The 19,032-nt window shown below is 65.7% G+C and carries 19 protein-coding genes and 2 pseudogenes; 13 read left to right on the top strand and 8 right to left on the bottom strand.

Annotated features, from left to right (window positions below):
• Positions 1-3: 3 nt before the first annotated feature.
• On the bottom strand, positions 4-1,107 hold the full coding sequence (locus tag ACZ5TO_RS13535) for a hypothetical protein (protein WP_464798441.1): 1,104 nt from the start codon (positions 1,105-1,107) through the stop codon (positions 4-6).
• Between the two features lie 309 nt (positions 1,108-1,416).
• Here ACZ5TO_RS13535 and ACZ5TO_RS13530 point away from each other — a divergent pair, with 309 nt between their 5' ends.
• Positions 1,417-1,728 carry a hypothetical protein gene (locus ACZ5TO_RS13530; protein ID WP_464798440.1) on the top strand — a complete coding sequence of 104 codons (312 nt, stop codon included), beginning with the start codon at positions 1,417-1,419 and terminating at the stop codon, positions 1,726-1,728.
• Positions 1,729-1,804: 76 nt separating this feature from the next.
• Here the strand turns inward: ACZ5TO_RS13530 and ACZ5TO_RS13525 are convergent, their stop codons facing one another.
• Positions 1,805-2,794: a WD40 repeat domain-containing protein gene (locus tag ACZ5TO_RS13525; RefSeq protein WP_464798439.1), complete on the bottom strand. Its 990-nt coding sequence runs from the start codon at positions 2,792-2,794 to the stop codon at positions 1,805-1,807.
• 37 nt (positions 2,795-2,831) lie between these two features.
• Positions 2,832-3,098, bottom strand: a complete 267-nt coding sequence (locus tag ACZ5TO_RS13520) for a CobW C-terminal domain-containing protein (protein WP_464800393.1) — start codon at positions 3,096-3,098, stop codon at positions 2,832-2,834.
• Between the two features lie 253 nt (positions 3,099-3,351).
• Here ACZ5TO_RS13520 and ACZ5TO_RS13515 point away from each other — a divergent pair.
• Positions 3,352-3,444, top strand: a pseudogene (locus ACZ5TO_RS13515) (hypothetical protein); the annotation flags it as partial.
• On the opposite strand, the pseudogene ACZ5TO_RS13510 reads toward ACZ5TO_RS13515, so the two are convergent.
• Positions 3,432-3,932: pseudogene (locus ACZ5TO_RS13510) on the bottom strand (CobW family GTP-binding protein); the annotation flags it as partial. The pseudogenes ACZ5TO_RS13515 and ACZ5TO_RS13510 sit on opposite strands and share 13 nt — an antisense overlap.
• Positions 3,933-4,017: 85 nt before the next feature.
• Positions 4,018-4,809: a creatininase family protein gene (locus ACZ5TO_RS13505; protein ID WP_464798438.1), complete on the bottom strand. Its 792-nt coding sequence runs from the start codon at positions 4,807-4,809 to the stop codon at positions 4,018-4,020.
• 95 nt (positions 4,810-4,904) lie between these two features.
• Between ACZ5TO_RS13505 and ACZ5TO_RS13500 the strand changes: the two genes are divergently transcribed.
• From ACZ5TO_RS13500 to ACZ5TO_RS13485, 4 genes are all read left to right on the top strand, one after another.
• The gene (locus ACZ5TO_RS13500; protein WP_184143913.1) at positions 4,905-5,432 is read left to right on the top strand and encodes a MarR family winged helix-turn-helix transcriptional regulator; all 528 of its coding nucleotides are present in this window, start codon (positions 4,905-4,907) and stop codon (positions 5,430-5,432) included.
• Between the two features lie 49 nt (positions 5,433-5,481).
• Positions 5,482-6,510, top strand: a complete 1,029-nt coding sequence (locus ACZ5TO_RS13495) for a substrate-binding domain-containing protein (RefSeq protein ID WP_184143916.1) — start codon at positions 5,482-5,484, stop codon at positions 6,508-6,510.
• 26 nt (positions 6,511-6,536) lie between these two features.
• Positions 6,537-7,505, top strand: a complete 969-nt coding sequence (locus ACZ5TO_RS13490; protein WP_464798437.1) for a 2-hydroxyacid dehydrogenase — start codon at positions 6,537-6,539, stop codon at positions 7,503-7,505.
• An 82-nt stretch (positions 7,506-7,587) separates the two neighbouring features.
• A complete protein-coding gene (locus ACZ5TO_RS13485) occupies positions 7,588-7,995 on the top strand; it encodes a hypothetical protein (protein WP_464798436.1) in 408 nt (135 codons plus the stop codon).
• 4 nt (positions 7,996-7,999) lie between these two features.
• Here ACZ5TO_RS13485 and ACZ5TO_RS13480 read toward each other — a convergent pair whose 3' ends face one another.
• The gene (locus ACZ5TO_RS13480) at positions 8,000-8,779 is read right to left on the bottom strand and encodes a gamma-glutamyl-gamma-aminobutyrate hydrolase family protein (RefSeq protein ID WP_184143922.1); all 780 of its coding nucleotides are present in this window, start codon (positions 8,777-8,779) and stop codon (positions 8,000-8,002) included.
• 417 nt (positions 8,780-9,196) lie between these two features.
• Here ACZ5TO_RS13480 and ACZ5TO_RS13475 point away from each other — a divergent pair, with 417 nt between their 5' ends.
• From ACZ5TO_RS13475 to ACZ5TO_RS13450, 6 genes are all read left to right on the top strand, one after another.
• Complete coding sequence (locus ACZ5TO_RS13475; RefSeq protein WP_464798435.1) at positions 9,197-11,509, top strand: putative bifunctional diguanylate cyclase/phosphodiesterase; 2,313 nt, start codon at positions 9,197-9,199, stop codon at positions 11,507-11,509.
• Between the two features lie 176 nt (positions 11,510-11,685).
• Positions 11,686-12,462 (top strand): N-acyl amino acid synthase FeeM domain-containing protein, encoded by a 777-nt coding sequence (locus tag ACZ5TO_RS13470; protein ID WP_464798434.1) that lies wholly within the window; start codon positions 11,686-11,688, stop codon positions 12,460-12,462.
• A gap of 250 nt (positions 12,463-12,712) precedes the next feature.
• On the top strand, positions 12,713-12,937 hold the full coding sequence (locus ACZ5TO_RS13465; RefSeq protein ID WP_184143928.1) for an aa3-type cytochrome c oxidase subunit IV: 225 nt from the start codon (positions 12,713-12,715) through the stop codon (positions 12,935-12,937).
• Positions 12,938-13,021: 84 nt separating this feature from the next.
• Positions 13,022-14,179, top strand: a complete 1,158-nt coding sequence (locus tag ACZ5TO_RS13460) for a Re/Si-specific NAD(P)(+) transhydrogenase subunit alpha (RefSeq protein WP_464798433.1) — start codon at positions 13,022-13,024, stop codon at positions 14,177-14,179.
• Positions 14,179-14,589, top strand: coding sequence for an NAD(P) transhydrogenase subunit alpha part 2 (locus ACZ5TO_RS13455; RefSeq protein ID WP_184143932.1), 411 nt, complete (start codon positions 14,179-14,181; stop codon positions 14,587-14,589). Before ACZ5TO_RS13460 ends, ACZ5TO_RS13455 begins: the two co-directional genes overlap by 1 nt.
• A gap of 10 nt (positions 14,590-14,599) precedes the next feature.
• Positions 14,600-15,997, top strand: a complete 1,398-nt coding sequence (locus ACZ5TO_RS13450) for an NAD(P)(+) transhydrogenase (Re/Si-specific) subunit beta (protein ID WP_464798432.1) — start codon at positions 14,600-14,602, stop codon at positions 15,995-15,997.
• An 84-nt stretch (positions 15,998-16,081) separates the two neighbouring features.
• On the opposite strand, the gene ACZ5TO_RS13445 is transcribed toward ACZ5TO_RS13450, so the two are convergent.
• Both ACZ5TO_RS13445 and rpsU read right to left on the bottom strand, forming a co-directional pair.
• Positions 16,082-16,975: a tetratricopeptide repeat protein gene (locus ACZ5TO_RS13445; protein WP_464798431.1), complete on the bottom strand. Its 894-nt coding sequence runs from the start codon at positions 16,973-16,975 to the stop codon at positions 16,082-16,084.
• A 222-nt stretch (positions 16,976-17,197) separates the two neighbouring features.
• The gene (rpsU, locus tag ACZ5TO_RS13440) at positions 17,198-17,425 is read right to left on the bottom strand and encodes a 30S ribosomal protein S21 (RefSeq protein WP_119256642.1); all 228 of its coding nucleotides are present in this window, start codon (positions 17,423-17,425) and stop codon (positions 17,198-17,200) included.
• 331 nt (positions 17,426-17,756) lie between these two features.
• Here rpsU and ACZ5TO_RS13435 point away from each other — a divergent pair, with 331 nt between their 5' ends.
• Positions 17,757-19,010 carry a sarcosine oxidase subunit beta family protein gene (locus tag ACZ5TO_RS13435; RefSeq protein ID WP_464798430.1) on the top strand — a complete coding sequence of 418 codons (1,254 nt, stop codon included), beginning with the start codon at positions 17,757-17,759 and terminating at the stop codon, positions 19,008-19,010.
• Positions 19,011-19,032: the final 22 nt, after the last annotated feature.

The following is a 19,032-nucleotide window of genomic DNA, read 5'->3' as shown; positions in this document are numbered from 1 at the left end:
GCTTCAAAAGGTGCCGGAGAGCCGGGCCGCAAGGCCGTCGACCGTGAAGTCGGCGGCCGGGTCGGTCTCGTGGCGCAGGAGGCGGCTGTATTCCAGCGTCACTGCGGTGCTCTTGGCGAAGGTATAGGTGAGGGCCGCCTTCGCCGAGCGCGTGCGGGTGCGATAGTCGTAATAGAGCCAGTCGCTGCGGGCCTCCTCGTAGCCGAGGGCGAGCTTCAGCTTCTCCGTCAGCGCCGTTTCCAGCGAAAGGCCGATGGTGCGCACGTCCTCGCCGAGCGGGTCGTCGATATCGGCGAGCTGGATATCGCGCAGGAACGTCGCCTTCAGCACGGTTTCCCGCGGGAGCCGGACGGCAAGTTCCGCCTTCAGGTAGGGGCGGGTGGGATCGACGGATGTTCCGAGCGCGTCGCTTGCAACGCGCGTGAGGCCGGCTTCCGCCATCAGCGTGACGGGGCCGAAGGCGTGGCCATAGGCGAGTGAGCCGCGCAGCGTCGTTGCCGGGAAGCGCTCGAAGACCTGCTGCTCGTTCGAGGGGATGTTATTGGTGCGGGCTTCCACCGTGGCGCCCAGTTCGCCGCCGAAGAGAGGCAGGATATGGCCGGCCGTGAGCGTGGCGAGGCGATAGCCCGTTTCGAGCTGCGTGCGGGGCAGGCCCGGAAGCGTGAATTCCGCAAGGCCCCGGTTGAGGTTGGAGAGGGCGGCGGTGACGTGGCTCTTGCCGCCAGCGTGATCGACCGTCAGGTGGGCGCTTGCGGAAGCGACGACATCGGCCTTGCGGTAGCCGATGGGGAGGCCTGGCAGGGCAAGAAAGATGTCGCCGTCGCGCCGCTGCTCGATGCCGCCTTTCAGCGTGAGCCGGACGCCTTCGGCAAGCTCACGGGTGAAGCCGGTTTCGAGCCCGACCGTCCGCTCGTCGGCGAAACGGTAGCGGGCAAGGCGCCGCACGCTCGCCGTGAGCGCATAGGCGAACTCGTTGTCCTCAAGGTCGAAGCTGCCGCGCAGCGTGACCTTTCCCTCGCCGAAGGAGGCCGGCAGGGCTGTGGTGTCCTTGAAGACGTTCGATGTCCGGCCGCCACCGAAGCTGTAATTCACGGTTGAATCGGCCATTGCCGGGCTGCATTGGCCCCATGCCAGCGCCGCGAAAAGCAGGCCATGAAGAGAGCGCATCGGATTCTGCCCCTGTCCGGTTTCGAAACGGAATCCTAGGGTTGCATGGTTAAAAATTCTTCCATAGGTTGATTTTCAATCTAGATAGGCAATTTTTAATATTAAAAGTTGTATCCGGTAAGGAATCGTTAAACTTGTAACTGTTATGGTTAACTGTTTGCTATGACTGGGAAATCCGGTTGAGTAAAGCAGGTCTTATATTACCTTTGATTGCGTACCGATGAGGTGCACAACCAAAGGAGAGAGACCATGAACAAGACCCGCATCATCGCCCTCGCAACCGTCATCGCCTTTGCCGGCGCCAGCCAGGCGTCGGCCGGCGGCCTGCTCGGGATCGGCATCCTCGGCAACAAGACCCGCACGGGCAGCATCGTCGTCGCCCCGAGCGTCGGCCTCGGCATCGGCAACATCCTCAGCGACAACAACGGCAACAAGGTGCTGAACGGCGTGCTCGCGAACAATCTCAACGGCACGCTGTCGGGCGTCCTCAACGGCTCGGTGCTGGGTATCCTCGGCGGTGCCGGCGGCAGCGATTGCGGCTGCAAGCATCGCCGTCACTGATCGCGCCTTCCCCGCCCCGCGCGGTCAGTGGCCCGGGAGAGCTCGGCTCTCCCGGGTTTTTCGCATGATGGAGGGATTATCCGGTGAGGTCGACCACGCCGCAATCGCCCGCCTCGCTGGCGAAGGCGAGGAGCTTGCCGTTGCGGCTCCAGGCCATGGAGGTGACGGCGCCCTTGCCGGGGCGGCGCAGCAGCACCTCGCGGCTGTCGGAGAAGCGCGCGGCAAGCACCATGCCGTCCGAATAGCCGATGGCGACGACGTCCTCGGCCGGATGGCAGGCGACGGCCGTCACCATGACGTCGGCGCGCGTGCCGAGTTCCAGCGGCGGCTTGCCCATCGGGCCGTCCTTGGCCGCGAAGGGCCAGACGATGGCGGCCGGCGCGCCGGAGGAGGCGAGCCACTTGCCCTTGGCCGACCAGGAGAGCGACTTCACCTTGGCCGGATAGCCGGTCATGCGCATGTGGCGCGCGTCGGCGCCGGGCTTGCTGTCGAGCTTCCAGCCGTGCAGGGCGTTCTCCTGCATGCTGGTGACGACGAAGCGGCCGTCCGGCGAGAAGGTGACGCCGGTATGGGCGCCCTTCCATTCGAGGTCGACCGGCTGGCCGGCCATCGCCACCCAGTGCAGCGAGACGCCGTTGTAGCGGGCGACGCCGATGCGAAGGCCCTTCGGCGCGAAGGCGATGCCCTCCACCGAGCGGCTTTCCGCAAACTCCCTGATCGTGCCGTCGGCAAGGCGCACGCGCGCCGTGCGGCCCTCGGCGAAGCCGACCGCACCCTGCGGGCCGGCGGCGACGACGGAAATCCACTTGCGCGGCACCTCGGCAAGCAGCGTCGCGGTGCCGTCGATGGAAATCCGCATCACCTTGCCGTCCTCGCCGCCGGTGACCAGCGTGTCGTTCGCCTCGTCGCGCACGCAGGCAAGCAGCCCGTCATGCGCCTCGGTGACCTTCTGGCCGTGATCGAGACGGTGGACGGCGCCGGAGGCGGTGGCGAAGAAGGGCACGTCGCCGAGGAAGGCGGCCGCGACGACGTGGCCGTCGAGATCGAGAGGGGCGACTGTCGGCATCAGGCTTCGTCTTTCATGCGCAGAGTGTCGTCCGGCCTCATGCCTTCTGTGCCTCGCAGGCCTTGAAGGTGCGTTCGATCTTCTCGCGGTCGAGGTCGCGGCCGATGAAGACGAGGCGGCTTTCGCGGGTCTCGCCGTCCTTCCAGGCGCGCTGGTGATCGCCCTCGACGATCATGTGGACGCCCTGCACGACATAGCGCTCGTCGTCGCCGGCAAAGGCGATGATGCCCTTGAGGCGCAGGATGTTCGGGCCGTCCGTCTGGGTGATCTTCTGGATCCACGGGAAGAAGCGGTCGGGGTTCATCTCGCCGCCGCGCAGCGAGATCGACTGCACCGTCACGTCATGGATCGGCGAGGCGTCGTGGTGATGGTGATCGTGGTCGTGGTCGTGATCATGATCATGGTGGTGATGGTGGTCATGATCGTGATGATGATGGTCGTGGCCGCAATCGGGGCCGCAGACATGGTCCTCGTGATCGTGGTCGAGGAAATGCGGATCGTTTTCCAGCGCCCGTTCCAGGTTGAAGGCGCCCTGGTCGAGGACCTTGGTGAGGTCGATGTCCGAGCGGGTCGTGCGGTGGATGCGCGCGGAGGGGTTGATGGCCCGCACCGTCGCCTCGACCTTGGCCAGTTCCTCGGGGGTGACGAGGTCGGTCTTGTTGACGAGCACGACGTCGGCGAAGGCGATCTGGTCCTCGGCCTCGCGGCTGTCCTTCAGGCGCAGCGGCAGGTGCTTGGCATCGACCAGCGCGACGACGGCGTCGAGCTCGGTCTTCTGGCGCACGTCGTCGTCCATGAAGAAGGTCTGGGCGACCGGCACCGGATCGGCAAGGCCGGTGGTCTCCACGACGATGGCGTCGAAGCGGCCGGGGCGGCGCATCAGGCCCTCCACCACGCGGATGAGGTCGCCGCGCACGGTGCAGCAGATGCAGCCGTTGTTCATCTCGTAGATTTCCTCGTCCGACTCGACGATGAGGTCGTTGTCGATGCCGATCTCGCCGAACTCGTTGACGATGACGGCGTATTTCTTGCCGTGGTTGCCGGTGAGGATGCGGTTGAGCAGCGTCGTCTTGCCGGCGCCGAGATAGCCGGTGAGCACGGTGACGGGAATGGGCTTGGGAAGGGCTGTTTCGGTCATGGGAACCTCGAGCGGATAACAGGGACGGTAAAGGCGTCCGGTTGGCGACTGATATAGGAGATCGGACGGGCCAGCGCAAATGCCGTCAGCAAAGCGTTTCGACGTCGAAGGCCGCGACATCTTCCAGCAGGGCGACGAGGCCGCGTAGCGCATGGGCGATCAGCCGCTCGCCCTTTTCGGCCGTCGCGGCGCTCGCATCGCCCGCAACGCCCTTCGGGTTGAGGTCCGCCATCTTCCAGCCGAAGGCGTGCGGGCCGTAGGCGCGCAGATAAGCGAAGCGCGCCGCGAACTCCGCCTGCCGCGAGCCGAAGCGCTCGGCCTTGTCCATCCGCACAAGATCGGGATGGAGGGCGAGCATCACCGAAGTCTCGATATCGCCGCCGTGGATGTCGATGGCCTTGTCTTCCGGCGCGATCCAGCCGTCGGGCTGGCCGAAGCGGGTCCAGGCGGTGGCGACGACGAGCATGTCCAGCCGCACCCGCGCCTCGGTGGCGAGGATGGTCATCAGCGGCGAATTGCCGCCATGGGCGTTGAGCAGCACGAGCTTGCGGATGCCGAAGCGGTGGAGGTCTTCGGCGATGGCAAGCCAGCGCGCGATCGCCTCCGCATAGCCGAGCGAGCGCGTGCCGGGCACGTCGAGATGCTCCGGCGAATAGCCGACCGGCTCGGCCGGAAGAAAGGTGACGGGAAGGTGCGGCGGCAGCACGGCCATCAGCCGCTCGGCGATGCCGCCCGCGATCAGCGTGTCCGTCTCCAGCGGCAGGTGGGGGCCGTGGCCCTCATGCGCGCCGAGCGGCAGGACGGCGATCCAGCCGGCCCGTTCGGCCGTCGGCAGGGTGAGGTCGTTTTCGGTCCATCGCAGCTTGGGATGTGCCATGCTCTCTCCGATCCCGACTTGCCGCCCGCCTTGGTCCTCTGTCATACAGGGCCGGGCCCGTGATGCAAGGGCAGTGCGTTCTAGCGAGGCGATCGATGGGAAAGAAGCACAAGGACGGCAAGGACGGGAAGAAGGCCAAGAAGAAAAAGGCGCACGAGGCCGTCTCGGGCGCGGGCCTTGCCGCCGCCGTCGTCAACGCGGCGCGCTCCATGCGCACGGTGCTCTCGCGCAACCTCATCGCCACCGGCCTTTATGCTGGCCAGGACGGCGTCATCCTCACGCTTGCCGAGGAAGGCGGGATGACCGCAGGGGCGCTCGCCGCCCGCCTCGGCGTCAAGGCGCCGACCATGACGCGCACCATCGGTCGGCTGGAGGCGCAGGGCTTCGTCGAGCGCCGGCCGGACGAGACCGACGGCCGGCTGACGGTCGTGCATCTCACCGAGGCGGGGCGCGCCTCCATCGACCGCATTGCCGAAGCCGGACGCCTCAGCGAGCGGCAGGCCGCCGAAGGCCTCAGCGAGAAGGAGGTGCGCAACCTCCTCAAGCTGCTGCGCGCCATGGACGAGAACCTGCACGGCGCTACGCCCGAAACCGGCGAAAAGGCGGTTGCCGATGGAATTTAAACTGTTTAAATAAACGGTTTTAAAGGCTGCGCGTTCACCGGGAGGAATCGTGGCACAGAAGGTAAAGTTATCCACCATCGCGGAAACGCTCGGCGTTTCCACGGCGACGGTGTCGCTCGCGCTCAGGGACAGCCCGCTGGTGGCCGCCTTCACCCGCGAGCGGATCAAGGAACAGGCGCGCGCGCTCGGCTATATCTACAATCGCCGTGCCGCGAGCCTTCGCACTTCGCGCTCGGGCATCATCGGCGTCGTCGTGCACGACATCATGAACCCGTTCTACGCGGAAATCCTGAAAGCCATCGAGAGCGAGCTCGATCGCGACCGGCAGACCTTCATCCTCTCCAACCACTACGATTCGGTGGAGAAGCAGCGCAATTTCGTCGAGACGCTGCTGCAGCTCGGCGGCGACGGGGTGATCATGTCGCCGGCCATCGGCACGCCGCCGGAGGATATCCGCCTTGCCGAGGACAACGGCATGCCGGCGATCCTGATCGCCCGTTCCATCGACGGGCTCGACGTGCCGATCTTCCGCGGCGACGACAGCTACGGCATCTCGCTCGCCACCAACCACTTGATCGGCCTCGGCCACCGGACGATCGCCATGGTGGGCGGCACGGACCAGACCTCGACCGGCCGCGACCGCTACCAGGGCTATGTCAACGCGCTGCGCAAGGCCAATATCGAGGTCGATCCGGGCCTTCGCATCCCCGGGCCCCGCACCAAGCAGGGCGGCTTCGAGGCGGCGGTGCACTTCCTCTCGCTGCCGCAGAAGCCGACGGCCGCCGTCTGCTGGAACGACCTCGTCGCCATCGGCCTGATGAACGGCATCGCCCGCGCCGGGCTCGTGCCGGGCCGCGACGTCTCCGTCACCGGCTACGACGACCTGGAGGAGGCGGCGATCGCCACGCCCGCCCTCACCACCGTCTGGAACGGCCAGTCCGAGGTCGGCCGCAGCGCCGCAAGGGCGCTCCTCGACAAGCTCTCGGGCAGCCACGAGCCGGACGGCATCCATCTCATCAAGCCGGAAATGCGCATCCGGCAATCCACCGGACCGCTGAAGCCGCATTCCGACGGCTGAGGCATTCAGGCAGGGAACGTTTCATCATGCCAGACAAGACCCGCATCCTCGTGCCCGGCGCGATCCGCGAACGGGTGCTCGAACGCTTGCGCGAGACCTTCGAGGTGGTGCGCATCGAGCGGCCGGACCCGGCGCTTCTCGCCCGCTCGGAGGCCGCCAGCATCGCCGGCGCCGCCGTCTCCGGCGCCTTCGGGGCGGCGCTGATCGAGCATCTGCCGGCGCTGGAGGTCATCGCGAGCTTCGGGGTCGGCTATGACGGGGTGGACGTCGCGGCGGCCGCCGCGCGCGGCATTGCCGTCACCAACACGCCGGACGTGCTGAACGACGAGGTGGCCGACACGACCATCGGCCTTCTCCTCAACACGCTGCGGCTGCTGCCGCAGGCCGAGGCCTGGCTGCGGTCCGGGCGCTGGAAGCGCGACGGCGCCTTTCCGCTGACGCCGCTCACCCTGCGCGGCCGCAGCGTTGGCATCTACGGGCTCGGGCGCATCGGCCTTGCCATTGCCGAGCGTCTGAAGGGTTTCGGCGTGGCCATCGCCTACCACACCCGCCGCCCGCGCGCGGACGCGCCCTATGCCTATTATCCCTCCCTGGAGGCGCTCGCCGGGGCGGTCGATACGCTGATCGCCATCGTGCCGAAGACGGCGGAGACGCACAAGACGATCGATGCCGGCGTGCTGAAAGCGCTCGGGCCGGACGGCGTGCTGATCAATGTCGGGCGCGGCTGGACGGTGGACGAGGATGCGCTGGTCGCGGCGCTCCGCGAGGGCGTGATCGCCGGGGCGGGGCTCGATGTCTTCTACGACGAGCCGAACGTCCCCGATGCGCTGCTCGACCTGCCGAACGTCTCCCTGCTGCCGCATGTGGCTTCCGCCTCGGTCGCAACGCGCAACGCCATGGCCGATCTGGTGGCGGACAACCTTGTTGCCTGGTTCGGGCACGGCGCTGCGTTGACGCCGGTGCCGGAGACACCTTTTACGCGAAAAACAGGGTAGGGGCTGGAAAGCCTTCGTTAACCATTCCGCAATCTTGCGGGCGCATCCTTCGCGCATCGAGCAGCGGATGAAGGAGCGCCCCATGAAGACCTTGACGATCGCCGTCCTTGCGGGCGCCGCGGCGCTGGGCGGCCTGGGACTTGCGAGCCTTCGCGGCGAGGGGATCGACCCCATGGTCTCCGGCTCCATTCCGGCGGCCGGCAGCGCCCACAGCTATACGATCTCCAACGTGGTGGCCAAGACGGCCTGCCTTGCCGAGCGCGGCAAGGCCATTTCCAGCCGCAGCGCGCTTTTCACCGCGGACAAGGATTGCGACAGCGTCTGGCCCGGCCTTTCGGCCGCCCGGACCTGGACGAACAATGGCGATGGCACGATTGTCGTCACGGATGCGCAGGGCGAGGCGATCCTGACCGTCGTCGACGGCGACGGGCTGGCCTATGAGGCGGTGGAGCCCGCCGATGCCATGGTGACGATGGTGGCCGCCGACTAGAAACCTACTCGGCCGCCGTCCGGTGGAGGATGCCGGCTTTCGCGGCGGCATAGTCGCGCACGGCCTCGCCGAACGCGGCGAAGAGCCTGTTGGACGGCTGGTCCGAGCCGACCCAGTATTCCGGGTGCCACTGGACGCCGACGGCGAAGGCCTTCGCGCCGATGACGGAGACGGCCTCGATCGTGCCGTCGTCCGCGACCGCTTCCACGGCAAGGCGCGGGGCCATTTCGGAGATCGCCTGCCGGTGCAGCGAATTGACCTGCACCTCGCCTGCGCCGATCACGGCCGCAAGGCAGCTTCCTTCCTTGACCGTGATCTTCTGGCGGATGCCGTAGGCGACGTCGAGTACGGGCGTGTCGGGCTTGCGGTGATCCCACACGCCGGGCTGTTCCTGGATCTCGTTGGCGAGCGTGCCGCCGAGCGCGACGTTCAGTTCCTGGATGCCGCGGCAGATGGCGAGCAGCGGAATGCCGCGCTCGAGCGCGCGCTTGATGAGCGGCAGGCTGGTCGCATCGCGCGCCATGTCGTAGGGGCCTTCCGCGTCCGTCGCCTCCTTGCCGTAGAGCGAGGGGTGCACGTTGGTGCGCGAGCCGCTGACGAGGAGCCCGTCCACCCGGTCGAGGATGCCGTCGAAATCGTTGTCGGTTTCGAGCGCCGGAACGAGGAAGACGGTGACGTCCGCGCCCTTGACCGCGGCGCGCACGTACTGGTTGGGCGTGGCCTGCCAGACGTTGCCTTCGATCTCCCGGATATCGGCGGGAATGGCGACGACGGGTTTGGACATGATGGGCTCCGGGAAAGAAATACCAAACAAGGATTTGATATCAAATCCGGCGGCAGTCAATTCCCTCTTTCCGGCGAAATGACGACAGGATGCCGGATATGGCCAGATCTGGGGATGGGGAAGGACCGGAAGCATTAACCACGCGATTGCAAACACCGATTGCAGAGAAGGCTTCGCGCATTTGATGGAAAGCAAGACTATGACGCCGCGAAGACATAAAATTGCGCCCTTCTTCCATGTTAAGTTGAGTATAGTCAAAAATTGTGCCGTTTCTGCAAGACCCGGTTGAATGTATCCCCTTTTAGTTGAACGTGCGTGCAATAATCCCCCGAATACCCCTTCTTATTGGGTAATCTCCCGAAATCATTCATTAAATTTTGGCCGGTAACCCTCACTCGCCATAGGAGTGCCGAGTCCATGAAGGATAAGGGTCAGAACACGCTGCCGGCCGATGTCTATTTGTCGTTCGTCAGCTCGCTGTACGGGAACCGCCAGACCCTTTTCGTCGGCATGATTTCGCATGTCGTGACGTTCTCGTTCGTCTTCGCCAAGACCGCCGATCCGTTCTTCCTCGCCTGGAGTGCGCTCATCGTCCTCATCTGGTCGCTGCGCGCCCAGGCCATGCGCCGCTTCGACCGCGCGGACAAGGCCGCGCTCGGCATGGCCGGCATCCGCTACTGGGAGAACTGGTACAATGTCGGGGCCGTCAGCACGACGCTGACGCTCGGCACGGCCTGCTGCTACAGCCTGATCGTCAGCCGCGACAGCTTCGCGGAGATCGCCTGCATCTCCGTGACGCTCGCCACCATGGTCTCCGTCGTCGGCCGCAACTACGGCTCGCCGCGCGCCGTCAACTACATGGTCTTCGCCGCCTGCTTTCCCATCGTGATCGGCTTCCTCGGCCTGCAGGATTTCTACCATGCGGTGCTCGCCTCGCTGGTCCTGCCCTTCGCGATGACGACGCGCACCATGGCGAACGGCGTGCGGACCTTCCTCTACGAGAACGTGCTGGCCGCCCGGGAACTCGCGACCATCGCCGACCGCTTCGACACCGCGCTCAACAACATGCCGCACGGCCTTTTCATGCTGGATGCGGACCAGCGCATCCTCGTCGCCAACCGGCGGGCCTGCGAGCTCCTGCATCTCGGCAGCCAGGAGCGCCTGAAGGATTGCCACCTCGACGTCGTGCTGCGCTACGGCGTGCGCAACACCTTCTTCAACGCCGAGCAGAGCAAGGCGATCCTGCGCCAGCTCGGCGAGCTGCTGAGGGGCGAGCGCTCGCGTGCGCTCGTGCAGGTGACGGACGGCCTCTATCTCGAATTCACCGCCGCCCCGCGCGAAAACGGCGGCGCCGTCCTCATCTTCGAGGACGTGACGGCACGCGTCAGGGCAGAAAAGAAGATCCTGCACATGGTGCGCTACGACACCCTCACGGGCCTGCCGAACCGCACCTATTTCGCCGATCTCCTGCAGGAGGCGCTTGCCGAGCGCAGGAAGCCGGGCCTCGTGGGCTTCATGGTGGTCGACGTCGACGACTTCAAGCATGTCAACGACATGAAGGGGCATGTGACGGGCGACCGGCTGCTCTGCGCCATCGCCGAGCGCCTGCGGCGGCTCGCCGGCGACAAGGTCATCGTCGGGCGCCTGATGGGCGACGAGTTCATCCTGTTCTTCCCGAACGAGACGAACCGGCGCGATCTCGAGGCGCGGATGCGCCGCTTCCACGAGCAGTTGCGCGGCAGCTACGATTTCGACGGCGTCACGGTCATCGTTTCCTTCAGCGCGGGCTGCGTGACGGTGGCGAGCGATGCGTTCCGCCTGGAGGAGATGCAGATCCGCGCCGACCTCGCGCTGTTCGAGACCAAGTCGCGTGCCAAGGGCAGCGTCACCGTCTTCGAGCAGGAGATGGACGCGCGCTACATGGACCGCCAGAAGCTGAAGGACGACCTGCGGCAGGCCATCGAGGACAATGCGCTGTCGGTCGCCTACCAGCCGATGTTCGTGCCGGACGGCTCGCGCATCGAGTGCTGCGAGGCCCTGTCGCGCTGGACGCATCCCGAGCGCGGGCCGGTGACGCCGAACGTCTTCATCCAGATCGCCGAGGAGATGGGCATCGTCTCCGAGATCACGCGCTTCATGATCCTGCGGGCCTGCGCGGACTGCGCGACCTGGCCGGACCATATGGGCGTTTCCGTCAATCTTTCGGTGCAGGACCTGCGCGGCACCGGCATCGTCGCCCTCGTCTCCGAGGCGCTGGAGACGGCAGGGCTCGCGCCGCACCGGCTGCATCTGGAAGTCACCGAGAGCTGCCTGATGGAGGAGCCGGTGAAAGTGCAGGCGGTGCTCCAGGAACTGCGCGCACGCGGCATCACCATCGCCATCGACGATTTCGGCACGGGCTATTCCAGCCTCAGCTATCTCGACCAGCTTCCGCTCGACGTCATCAAGATCGACCGGTCCTTCGTGCGCAACATCGGCGAGGACGCGCGCCGCTTCAAGCTCCTGCGCGGCACGGTCAACCTGTCGCGGGAACTGGGGCTGCGCATCGTCATCGAGGGCGTGGAGACGCAGGAGCAGCTCGCGCTCATCAGGAAGTACCAGTGCGCCGATCTCGTGCAGGGCTATGTCTTCGCCGCGCCCATGTCTCCCGACGCGCTACGCGACCGCTTCGAGAGCCTTGCCGCCCGCAAGGCCGGCGAAACCCGCCGTCGCGGCGCCCGCGTCGCCTGATCGTTCCTTCCCCTGTTGAACGGCTGTATAAATCCACCCGATTTATCAGTTTCTTCAAAATTAGCGTTAACCATATATTAAGGTTAATGAATAGTATTTTACACAAATTGTCCTATATCGAAGAATATGAAGCCAGCGGCAGGATGCGGCCGGCTTTCAATCGGGGATGCGGGGCAATGGACAACGGGGAAATGGCGAACAATCGCTTTTCCGAGAAGCTTCTCGGACTGCTCGACAAGGTGGAATACCGGCGGGTGGAAACGAGCGAGGACATGGAAGACGTCGCGCGCGTGCGCTACAAGGCCTACAAGGCCGGCAGCGTCATGCATCTTGCGGAAGATTCGCACCTGCTCATCGATGAGGTCGATTTCGACAGCAACGCCTATGTCTTCGGCGTCTATCACGAGGAGCGGCTGATCTCGACCGTGCGCCTGCACCATGTGACGCCGGACCATCGCGTCACCTCCTCGGGCAAAGTCTTCCCGGACGAGATCAAGGCGTTCCTCGATGCGGGCATGTCGCTGATCGATCCGGTCCGCCTTGCCGCCGATCCGGAAATCTGGAGCGAGATGCCGGCGATCCCGTATCTGACGCTGCGCCTTGCGACGATGGCGGCGGATTATTTCGATGCCGACCGCGTCCTCCAGATGGTCAAGCCGGCGCATGCGGCCTTCTACCGGCGCGTCTTCGACGGCGATTTCGTCGCCTCGCCGAAGAGCCGGCAGGGCAAGTTCATCATCGACCTGATGCTGATGGCGACGCGCTGCAAGGACGTGCGCTCCTCGCTCTATGCGCGCTTCCCCTTCTTCATGTCGGAGCCCTACGAGCGGCGCATGCTGTTCGCCCGCGGCGAGGAGATGCCTTTCAGCCCGCTCACCGTGCGCCCGAGCGCCCGGCGCGCCCATTCCGGCCATGGCCGGATCGCGCTTTCCGGCAGCGCCTACGCCGGATAGGGCTTGCGCCCAGATGTCGCATGCCGGGCCGGTTTTGCAGGAAACCGGCCCGTTCCGTTTCGGAAACGTTGCCGGGTCCGAACCTCGTCCCCTCCTGCCGTTGCGCTTTGCCTGTCCATTGTGTATGGCCTGAAGACGCGCGCTTTCGCGCTTGAGGGAATCGCCGGACCGTTCCGGTTCCGGCCTATATCGGCGCTCATCGGGTGGAGTTTTCCGGCTGGCGGGTGCGGCTGCTTAGGAGAAGGTGACTATGGCTGAACATCACAACGGACCCGTCGAGCTGGGCGCGGCGATGGATTATCCCGAGCACGAGAAGACCTACGGCTTCTTCGTCAACGCCGCCAAGTTCGGCACGATGTTCTGCGTGACGCTGCTCATCGCCATGGCTGCCGGTTTCTTCACCAGCGCCGGCTTCTTCAGCGCCTTCGTGCTCTTCGTCATCCTCAACGTCGTCGGCTTCTTCGCCCTGCGTTGATCTGAAAAGCCGCATCCATGATGTGCCGCGGCGCCATCCGGCGCCGTGATCCAACACGGCCAGTCTCGGGGGGAGGACCACGGTTTGAGTCAGTGTGTTTTTGTCGCGCGGGAAAGCGATCCGGCTGAAGGCCGCGTCGCCGGTTCCGTCGAAACAGTCAAGAAAATGAAGGCCCTCGGGCTCGATGTTCTGGTCGAGGCCGGCGCGGGTCTTGCCTCGCGCATCCTCGATGCCGACTACGAGGCCGCCGGCGCCCGCATCGTCGGACCGGAGGAAGCGAAAGCTGCCGACGTCGTGCTCAAGGTGCGCCGGCCGACGACGGCGGAGATTTCCACCTACAAGCCCGGCGCCATCGTCATCGCCACCATGGATCCCTACGGCAACGAGGCCGCCATCGCCGAGATGGCGAAGGCCGGGCTCACCGCCTTCGCCATGGAGCTGATGCCGCGCATCACGCGCGCCCAGTCCATGGACATCCTGTCCTCGCAGGCCAACCTTGCCGGCTACCAGGCCGTCATCGACGCGGCCTACGAGTTCGACCGCGCCATGCCGATGATGATGACCGCCGCCGGCACCGTGCCGGCCGCCAAGATCTTCGTCATGGGGGCGGGCGTCGCGGGCCTTCAGGCCATCGCCACCGCGCGGCGCCTCGGCGCCGCCGTCTCGGCGACGGACGTGCGCCCCGCGGCCAAGGAGCAGGTCGCCTCGCTCGGCGCCAAGTTCATCGCCGTCGAGGACGACGAGTTCAAGGCGGCCGAGACCGCCGGCGGCTATGCCAAGGAAATGTCCAAGGAATACCAGGCGAAACAGGCCGCGCTCGTCGCCGACCACATCGCCAAGCAGGACATCGTCATCACCACCGCGCTGATCCCCGGCCGCCCGGCCCCGCGCCTCGTGACGCGGCAGATGCTCTTCGCCATGAAGACCGGCTCCGTCGCCGTCGACCTCGCGGTCGAGCGCGGCGGCAACATCGAGGGCTCGGAGGCCGGAAAGGTCGTCGAGGTCGAGGGCGTCAAGGTCATCGGCTACCTCAACGTGCCGGGCCGCATCGCCGCCTCCGCCTCGGCGCTCTACGCCAAGAACCTCCTCACGTTCCTTGAGACCATGGTCGACAAGGAGACGAAGTCGGTCTCGGTCAATGCCGAGGACGAGCTGGTCAAGGCGACGATGCTGACCCATGGCGGGTCGGTCGTCCATCCGAACTTCGGCGGCGCCGCGGTTCATGAAGGGGAGGGCAAGTGATGGCGAACGAACTTCTGGACAAGGCGCTCACCGATCTCGACCGGGCCGTGGAGGCCGTCCGCGCCGCTTCCGAATATGTGCCGGATGCGGCGGGCGCCGTGGCGCACGGCGTTTCCGGCGGGGCGATCGATCCCTTCGTGTTCCGCCTCGCGATCTTCGTGCTGTCGATCTTCGTCGGCTACTACGTCGTCTGGTCGGTGACGCCGGCATTGCACACGCCGCTGATGGCCGTCACCAACGCGATCTCCTCGGTCATCGTCGTCGGCGCGCTGCTTGCCGTCGGCATCTCGCTTTCGGGCGTTGCGACCGGCTTCGGCTTCGTCGCGCTGATCCTCGCCTCCGTCAACATCTTCGGCGGCTTCCTCGTCACCCAGCGCATGCTGGCGATGTACAAGAAAAAAGACAAGTGAGGCCGGCCCGATGAACGCAAACTTCGCAGCCTTCCTCTATCTCGTCTCCGGCGTGCTCTTCATCATGGCGCTGAGGGGCCTTTCGCACCCGACGACCAGCCGGCGCGGCAACACGCTCGGCATGGTCGGCATGGGCATCGCCATCGGCACGACCTTGCTGCTCGCGACGCCCTCCTTCGGCGGCCTCGTGCTCATCGTGCTCGGCCTTGCCATCGGCGGGGGCGCCGGCGCCTATATCGCCCGCTCCATCCCGATGACCTCGATGCCGCAGCTCGTCGCCGGCTTCCACTCGCTCGTCGGCCTTGCCGCCGTGCTGGTGGCCGCGGCCGCGCTCTATTCGCCGGTCTCCTTCGGCATCGGCGCGGTCGGCGAGATCCACGGCCAGGCGCTCGTCGAGATGGCGCTCGGCGTCGCCATCGGCGCGATCACCTTCACCGGCTCGATCATCGCCTTCCTCAAGCTCGACGGGCGCATGTCCGGCAAGCCGATCCTGCTGCCGATGCGCCACGCCGTCAACGCGGCGCTGCTTGCCGCCGTGATCGTCCTCATCGTCGTCCTTGCGGCGACCGAGAGCCACACGGCCTTCTGGCTGATCGTCGCGCTGGCGCTCGTCCTCGGCGTGCTGATCATCGTGCCGATCGGCGGGGCGGACATGCCCGTCGTCGTCTCCATGCTCAACTCCTATTCGGGTTGGGCGGCGGCCGGCATCGGCTTCACGCTCGGCAACCTCGCGCTCATCATCACCGGCGCGCTGGTCGGCTCCTCGGGCGCGATCCTTTCCTACATCATGTGCAAGGGCATGAACCGCTCGTTCGTCTCGGTCATCCTCGGCGGCTTCGGCGGGGAGACGGCGGCGGCTGCCGACGACGGCATCCAGCGCACGGTCAAGCAGGGCTCGGCGGACGACGCGGCCTTCCTCATGGCGAACGCCTCCAAGGTCATCATCGTGCCGGGCTACGGCATGGCGGTGGCGCAGGCCCAGCATGCGCTGCGCGAGCTTGCCGACAAGCTGAAGGAGCAGGGCGTCGAGGTGAAATACGCGATCCACCCCGTCGCCGGCCGCATGCCCGGCCACATGAACGTGCTGCTCGCCGAAGCCAACGTGCCCTATGACGAGGTCTTCGAGCTGGAAGACATCAACTCGGAATTCGCACAGGCCGACGTCGCCTATGTCATCGGCGCCAACGACGTGACGAACCCGGCCGCGCGCGACGACAAGTCCTCGCCGATCTACGGCATGCCGATCCTCGACGTCGACAAGGCCAAGACCTGCCTCTTCGTCAAGCGCTCGCTGGGCTCCGGCTATGCCGGCATCGACAACACGCTGTTCTACAAGGACGGCACGATGATGCTGCTCGGCGACGCCAAGAAGATGACGGAAGACATCGTCAAGGCGATGAACCACTGAGGTCCGGCGGCGGCCGCCGCCTTCCATGACAAAAAAAGCCCGCGACGATGTCGCGGGCTTTTGCATTTGAGGCCTCGCCGCCGGTCAGGCGGGCTTTGCGGTGTCGGCGACGCCCTTGGTGCGGGCGAGGCCGTCCTTGGCGGGCTTGTAGTTCGGATCGAGCCGCAGGGCCTGCGAATAGGAGCGGGCGGCCTTGGCCATCTCGCCGCGGCGCTCGTAGATAAGCGCCTGGTTCGACCAGGATTCGGCCAGCTTGCCGTCGAGGTTGATGGCCGTGTTGAAATCCGAGAACGCGTTGTCGTCGTCGCCGAGCGCCGCATAGGAGATGCCGCGGCCGTTATAGGGCTCGGCCGAGTTCGGCGAGAGCGAGATGGCCTTCGAGAAGTCCTCGATCGCCTTGTCGTGCTGGCGGCGGGCCTGGTAGATCAGGCCGCGGTTGTGATAGGCGCGCGGATCGGTCGTATCGAGCTGGATGGCGCGGTTGAAGTCGCGGAAGGCGTCGTCGAGGCGGCCGGCCTGGCGATAGAGGTTGCCGCGGCCGATATAGGCGACGTCGTAGTTCGCGTTGAGCTGGAGCGCCGTGTTGTAGTCGGCGGCGGCCTGCGCCTGGTCGCCCATGCTGCGCTCGACGAGCGCGCGGTTGGCATAGGCCTGGTAGTAGCGCGGGTTCAGCTCGATGGCGCGGTTGAAGTCGTCGAGGGCGCGGCGATATTCGCCGGCGCGGCCATAGGCCGAGCCGCGCACGTTGTAGCCTTCCGGATCCTGCGGGTTGGCGGCGATGACGGCCGAGAGCGAGGCGATGTTCTCCTGCGAGCCCTGCACGCGCTCGACCTTCAGCACATCCGTCGAGGTGGTCGACTGGCAGCCGGCAAGCAGGAGGGCGAGGGACGTGGCGGCGACGGCGGCCATCAGGGGACGGCGGATGCGCATATTGGAGGAAGAAAGACGATCGGTCGGGAACCCGGTGGATGCAGTCATGTCCAAGTGCGAATCCTCAAAATGGGCTTCTGTCGCGCCTCATGCGGGCAGAAAGTGCTGCGGCCTTCAGGGCAATTCCGGAAATGGGCGCAGCCGCCGGCCTGGAATTGCACGGGATGCCTTTCACAAGGGTGAACGGGTCCCGGTCACATGAAAAAAGGCGGCGGCGAAATCTTCGCCCCCGCCCGGTCTTGCATTCGAAAACGTCGAAAAAACGACCGATCAACGGGCGCCAGGACGACCGCCGATGAGGCCTTCGCGCTGGGCGCGCTTGCGGGCCAGCTTGCGGACGCGACGGACGGCTTCGGCCTTTTCACGCGCACGCTTCTGCGACGGCTTTTCGTAATAGTCGCGCATCTTCATTTCACGGAAAATACCTTCGCGCTGCATCTTCTTCTTGAGAGCGCGGAGAGCCTGATCAACATTGTTGTCGCGGACAAGTACCTGCACGAGAATCCCGTTCCTTTAATTGTTGCCAGCCCGGCGATTCCTTAAGGTCGTCAGGCAAATAGGTGACGTTCGCGCAGCCCGGAAGGCTGACGATTGAGGCGTCGGATACCAGATGGACGCGCAGAAGTCCAGTCTCTTGCGGAAAGATGCTCGGGATATTTGCGGACAAGGCCGGGAAAACCGTCGTAAAACCATCGACGCGGCTCATGTCGCATGTGGTACAAGGGACGCCTGAATGCGTCGCAAAGAATACGGCGTCCGCCATCAGGATTTGCTTTCTATCGGGGCAGGAAACAGCCGGCGGGGCCGGCGAGATTTGAGGACTTGGGTAATGCGCAAATATTCGGTTTTCGCCGTCGCCCGCGAGGCGATGCGCGGCCACAAGGGTTGGGAGCCGCAATGGGCCTCGCCCGAACCGCGCAAGGAATACGACGTGATCATCGTCGGCGGCGGCGGACACGGCCTCGGCGCTGCCTATTACCTTGCCAAGGAGCACGGCATCACCAATGTCGCCGTGATCGAGAAGGGCTGGCTCGGCGGCGGCAATACCGGCCGCAACACGACCATCATCCGCTCGAACTACCTCTATGACGAGAGCATGGACATCTACGAGCACTCGCTGAAGCTCTGGGAAGGCCTCAGCCAGGACCTCAACTACAATGTCATGTACTCGCCGCGCGGCGTGATGATGCTGTCGCACAACGTCCACGACAAGCAGTCCTTCCAGCGCCATGTCCACGCCAACCGCCTGCACGGCATCGACAACGAATGGCTGACGCCGCAGCAGGCGAAGGACTATTGCCCGCCGCTCGACATCTCCGCGACCGCCCGCTACCCGATCAACGGCGCGGCCCTGCAGCGCCGCGGCGGCACGGCCCGCCACGACGCCGTCGCCTGGGGCTATGCCCGCGCCGCTTCCGATCGCGGCGTGCACATCATCCAGAACTGCGAGGTCAAGGGCATCCGCCGCGGGCCGGACGGCGCGGTGACGGGCGTGGAGACCTCGAAGGGTTTCATCGGCGCCAGGAAGATCGGCGTTTCGGCCTCCGGCCACAACTCGGTCATCATGGCGATGGCCGACGTCAAGCTGCCGCTGCACTCCGTGCCGCTGCAGGCACTCGTCTCCGAGCCGATGAAGCCGATCTTCCCGTGCGTCGTCATGTCCAACTCGGTGCATGCCTATATCTCGCAGTCGGACAAGGGCGAGCTGGTCATCGGCGCGGGCACGGACCAGTACAATTCCTATTCGCAGACCGGCGGCCTCCAGATCATCACACATACGCTGGACGCGATCTGCGAGCTCTTCCCGATGTTCCGCCGCGTCAAGATGATGCGCCAGTGGGGCGGCATCACCGACAACACGCCGGACCGCTCGGCGATCCAGGGCGTGACGCCGGTTCAAAACCTCTTCGTCAATTGCGGCTGGGGCACCGGCGGCTTCAAGGCGACGCCGGGCTCGGCGCACCTCTTCGCCCACCTCATCGCGAAGGGCGAGCCGCACAAGCTGGCGTCCGGCCTGACGCTCGACCGCTTCCGCACCGGCCGCCTCATCGACGAGGCAGCGGCCGCGGCCGTGGCTCACTGATTTCATTTCACCCGCGCGTCCG

The organism is Shinella sp. Sh6 (assembly GCF_055392685.1).
This window is presented reverse-complemented; position numbering and strand designations above follow the sequence as displayed.

Excerpts from the sequence above, each read along its gene's own strand:
- ACZ5TO_RS13520 (WP_464800393.1), bottom strand. The coding sequence starts at position 3,098 with ATGAACCCCGACCGCTTCTTCCCGTGGATCCAGAAGATCACCCAGACG.
- ACZ5TO_RS13485 (WP_464798436.1), top strand. The coding sequence starts at position 7,588 with ATGAAGACCTTGACGATCGCCGTCCTTGCGGGCGCCGCGGCGCTGGGC.
- ACZ5TO_RS13465 (WP_184143928.1), top strand. The coding sequence starts at position 12,713 with ATGGCTGAACATCACAACGGACCCGTCGAGCTGGGCGCGGCGATGGAT.
- ACZ5TO_RS13435 (WP_464798430.1), top strand. The coding sequence starts at position 17,757 with ATGCGCAAATATTCGGTTTTCGCCGTCGCCCGCGAGGCGATGCGCGGC.
- ACZ5TO_RS13455 (WP_184143932.1), top strand. The coding sequence starts at position 14,179 with ATGGCGAACGAACTTCTGGACAAGGCGCTCACCGATCTCGACCGGGCC.
- ACZ5TO_RS13530 (WP_464798440.1), top strand. The coding sequence starts at position 1,417 with ATGAACAAGACCCGCATCATCGCCCTCGCAACCGTCATCGCCTTTGCC.
- ACZ5TO_RS13475 (WP_464798435.1), top strand. The coding sequence starts at position 9,197 with ATGAAGGATAAGGGTCAGAACACGCTGCCGGCCGATGTCTATTTGTCG.
- ACZ5TO_RS13450 (WP_464798432.1), top strand. The coding sequence starts at position 14,600 with ATGAACGCAAACTTCGCAGCCTTCCTCTATCTCGTCTCCGGCGTGCTC.
- ACZ5TO_RS13480 (WP_184143922.1), bottom strand. The coding sequence starts at position 8,779 with ATGTCCAAACCCGTCGTCGCCATTCCCGCCGATATCCGGGAGATCGAA.
- ACZ5TO_RS13500 (WP_184143913.1), top strand. The coding sequence starts at position 4,905 with ATGGGAAAGAAGCACAAGGACGGCAAGGACGGGAAGAAGGCCAAGAAG.
- ACZ5TO_RS13525 (WP_464798439.1), bottom strand. The coding sequence starts at position 2,794 with ATGCCGACAGTCGCCCCTCTCGATCTCGACGGCCACGTCGTCGCGGCC.
- ACZ5TO_RS13505 (WP_464798438.1), bottom strand. The coding sequence starts at position 4,809 with ATGGCACATCCCAAGCTGCGATGGACCGAAAACGACCTCACCCTGCCG.
- ACZ5TO_RS13470 (WP_464798434.1), top strand. The coding sequence starts at position 11,686 with ATGGACAACGGGGAAATGGCGAACAATCGCTTTTCCGAGAAGCTTCTC.
- ACZ5TO_RS13535 (WP_464798441.1), bottom strand. The coding sequence starts at position 1,107 with ATGGCCGATTCAACCGTGAATTACAGCTTCGGTGGCGGCCGGACATCG.
- ACZ5TO_RS13490 (WP_464798437.1), top strand. The coding sequence starts at position 6,537 with ATGCCAGACAAGACCCGCATCCTCGTGCCCGGCGCGATCCGCGAACGG.
- ACZ5TO_RS13445 (WP_464798431.1), bottom strand. The coding sequence starts at position 16,975 with ATGACTGCATCCACCGGGTTCCCGACCGATCGTCTTTCTTCCTCCAAT.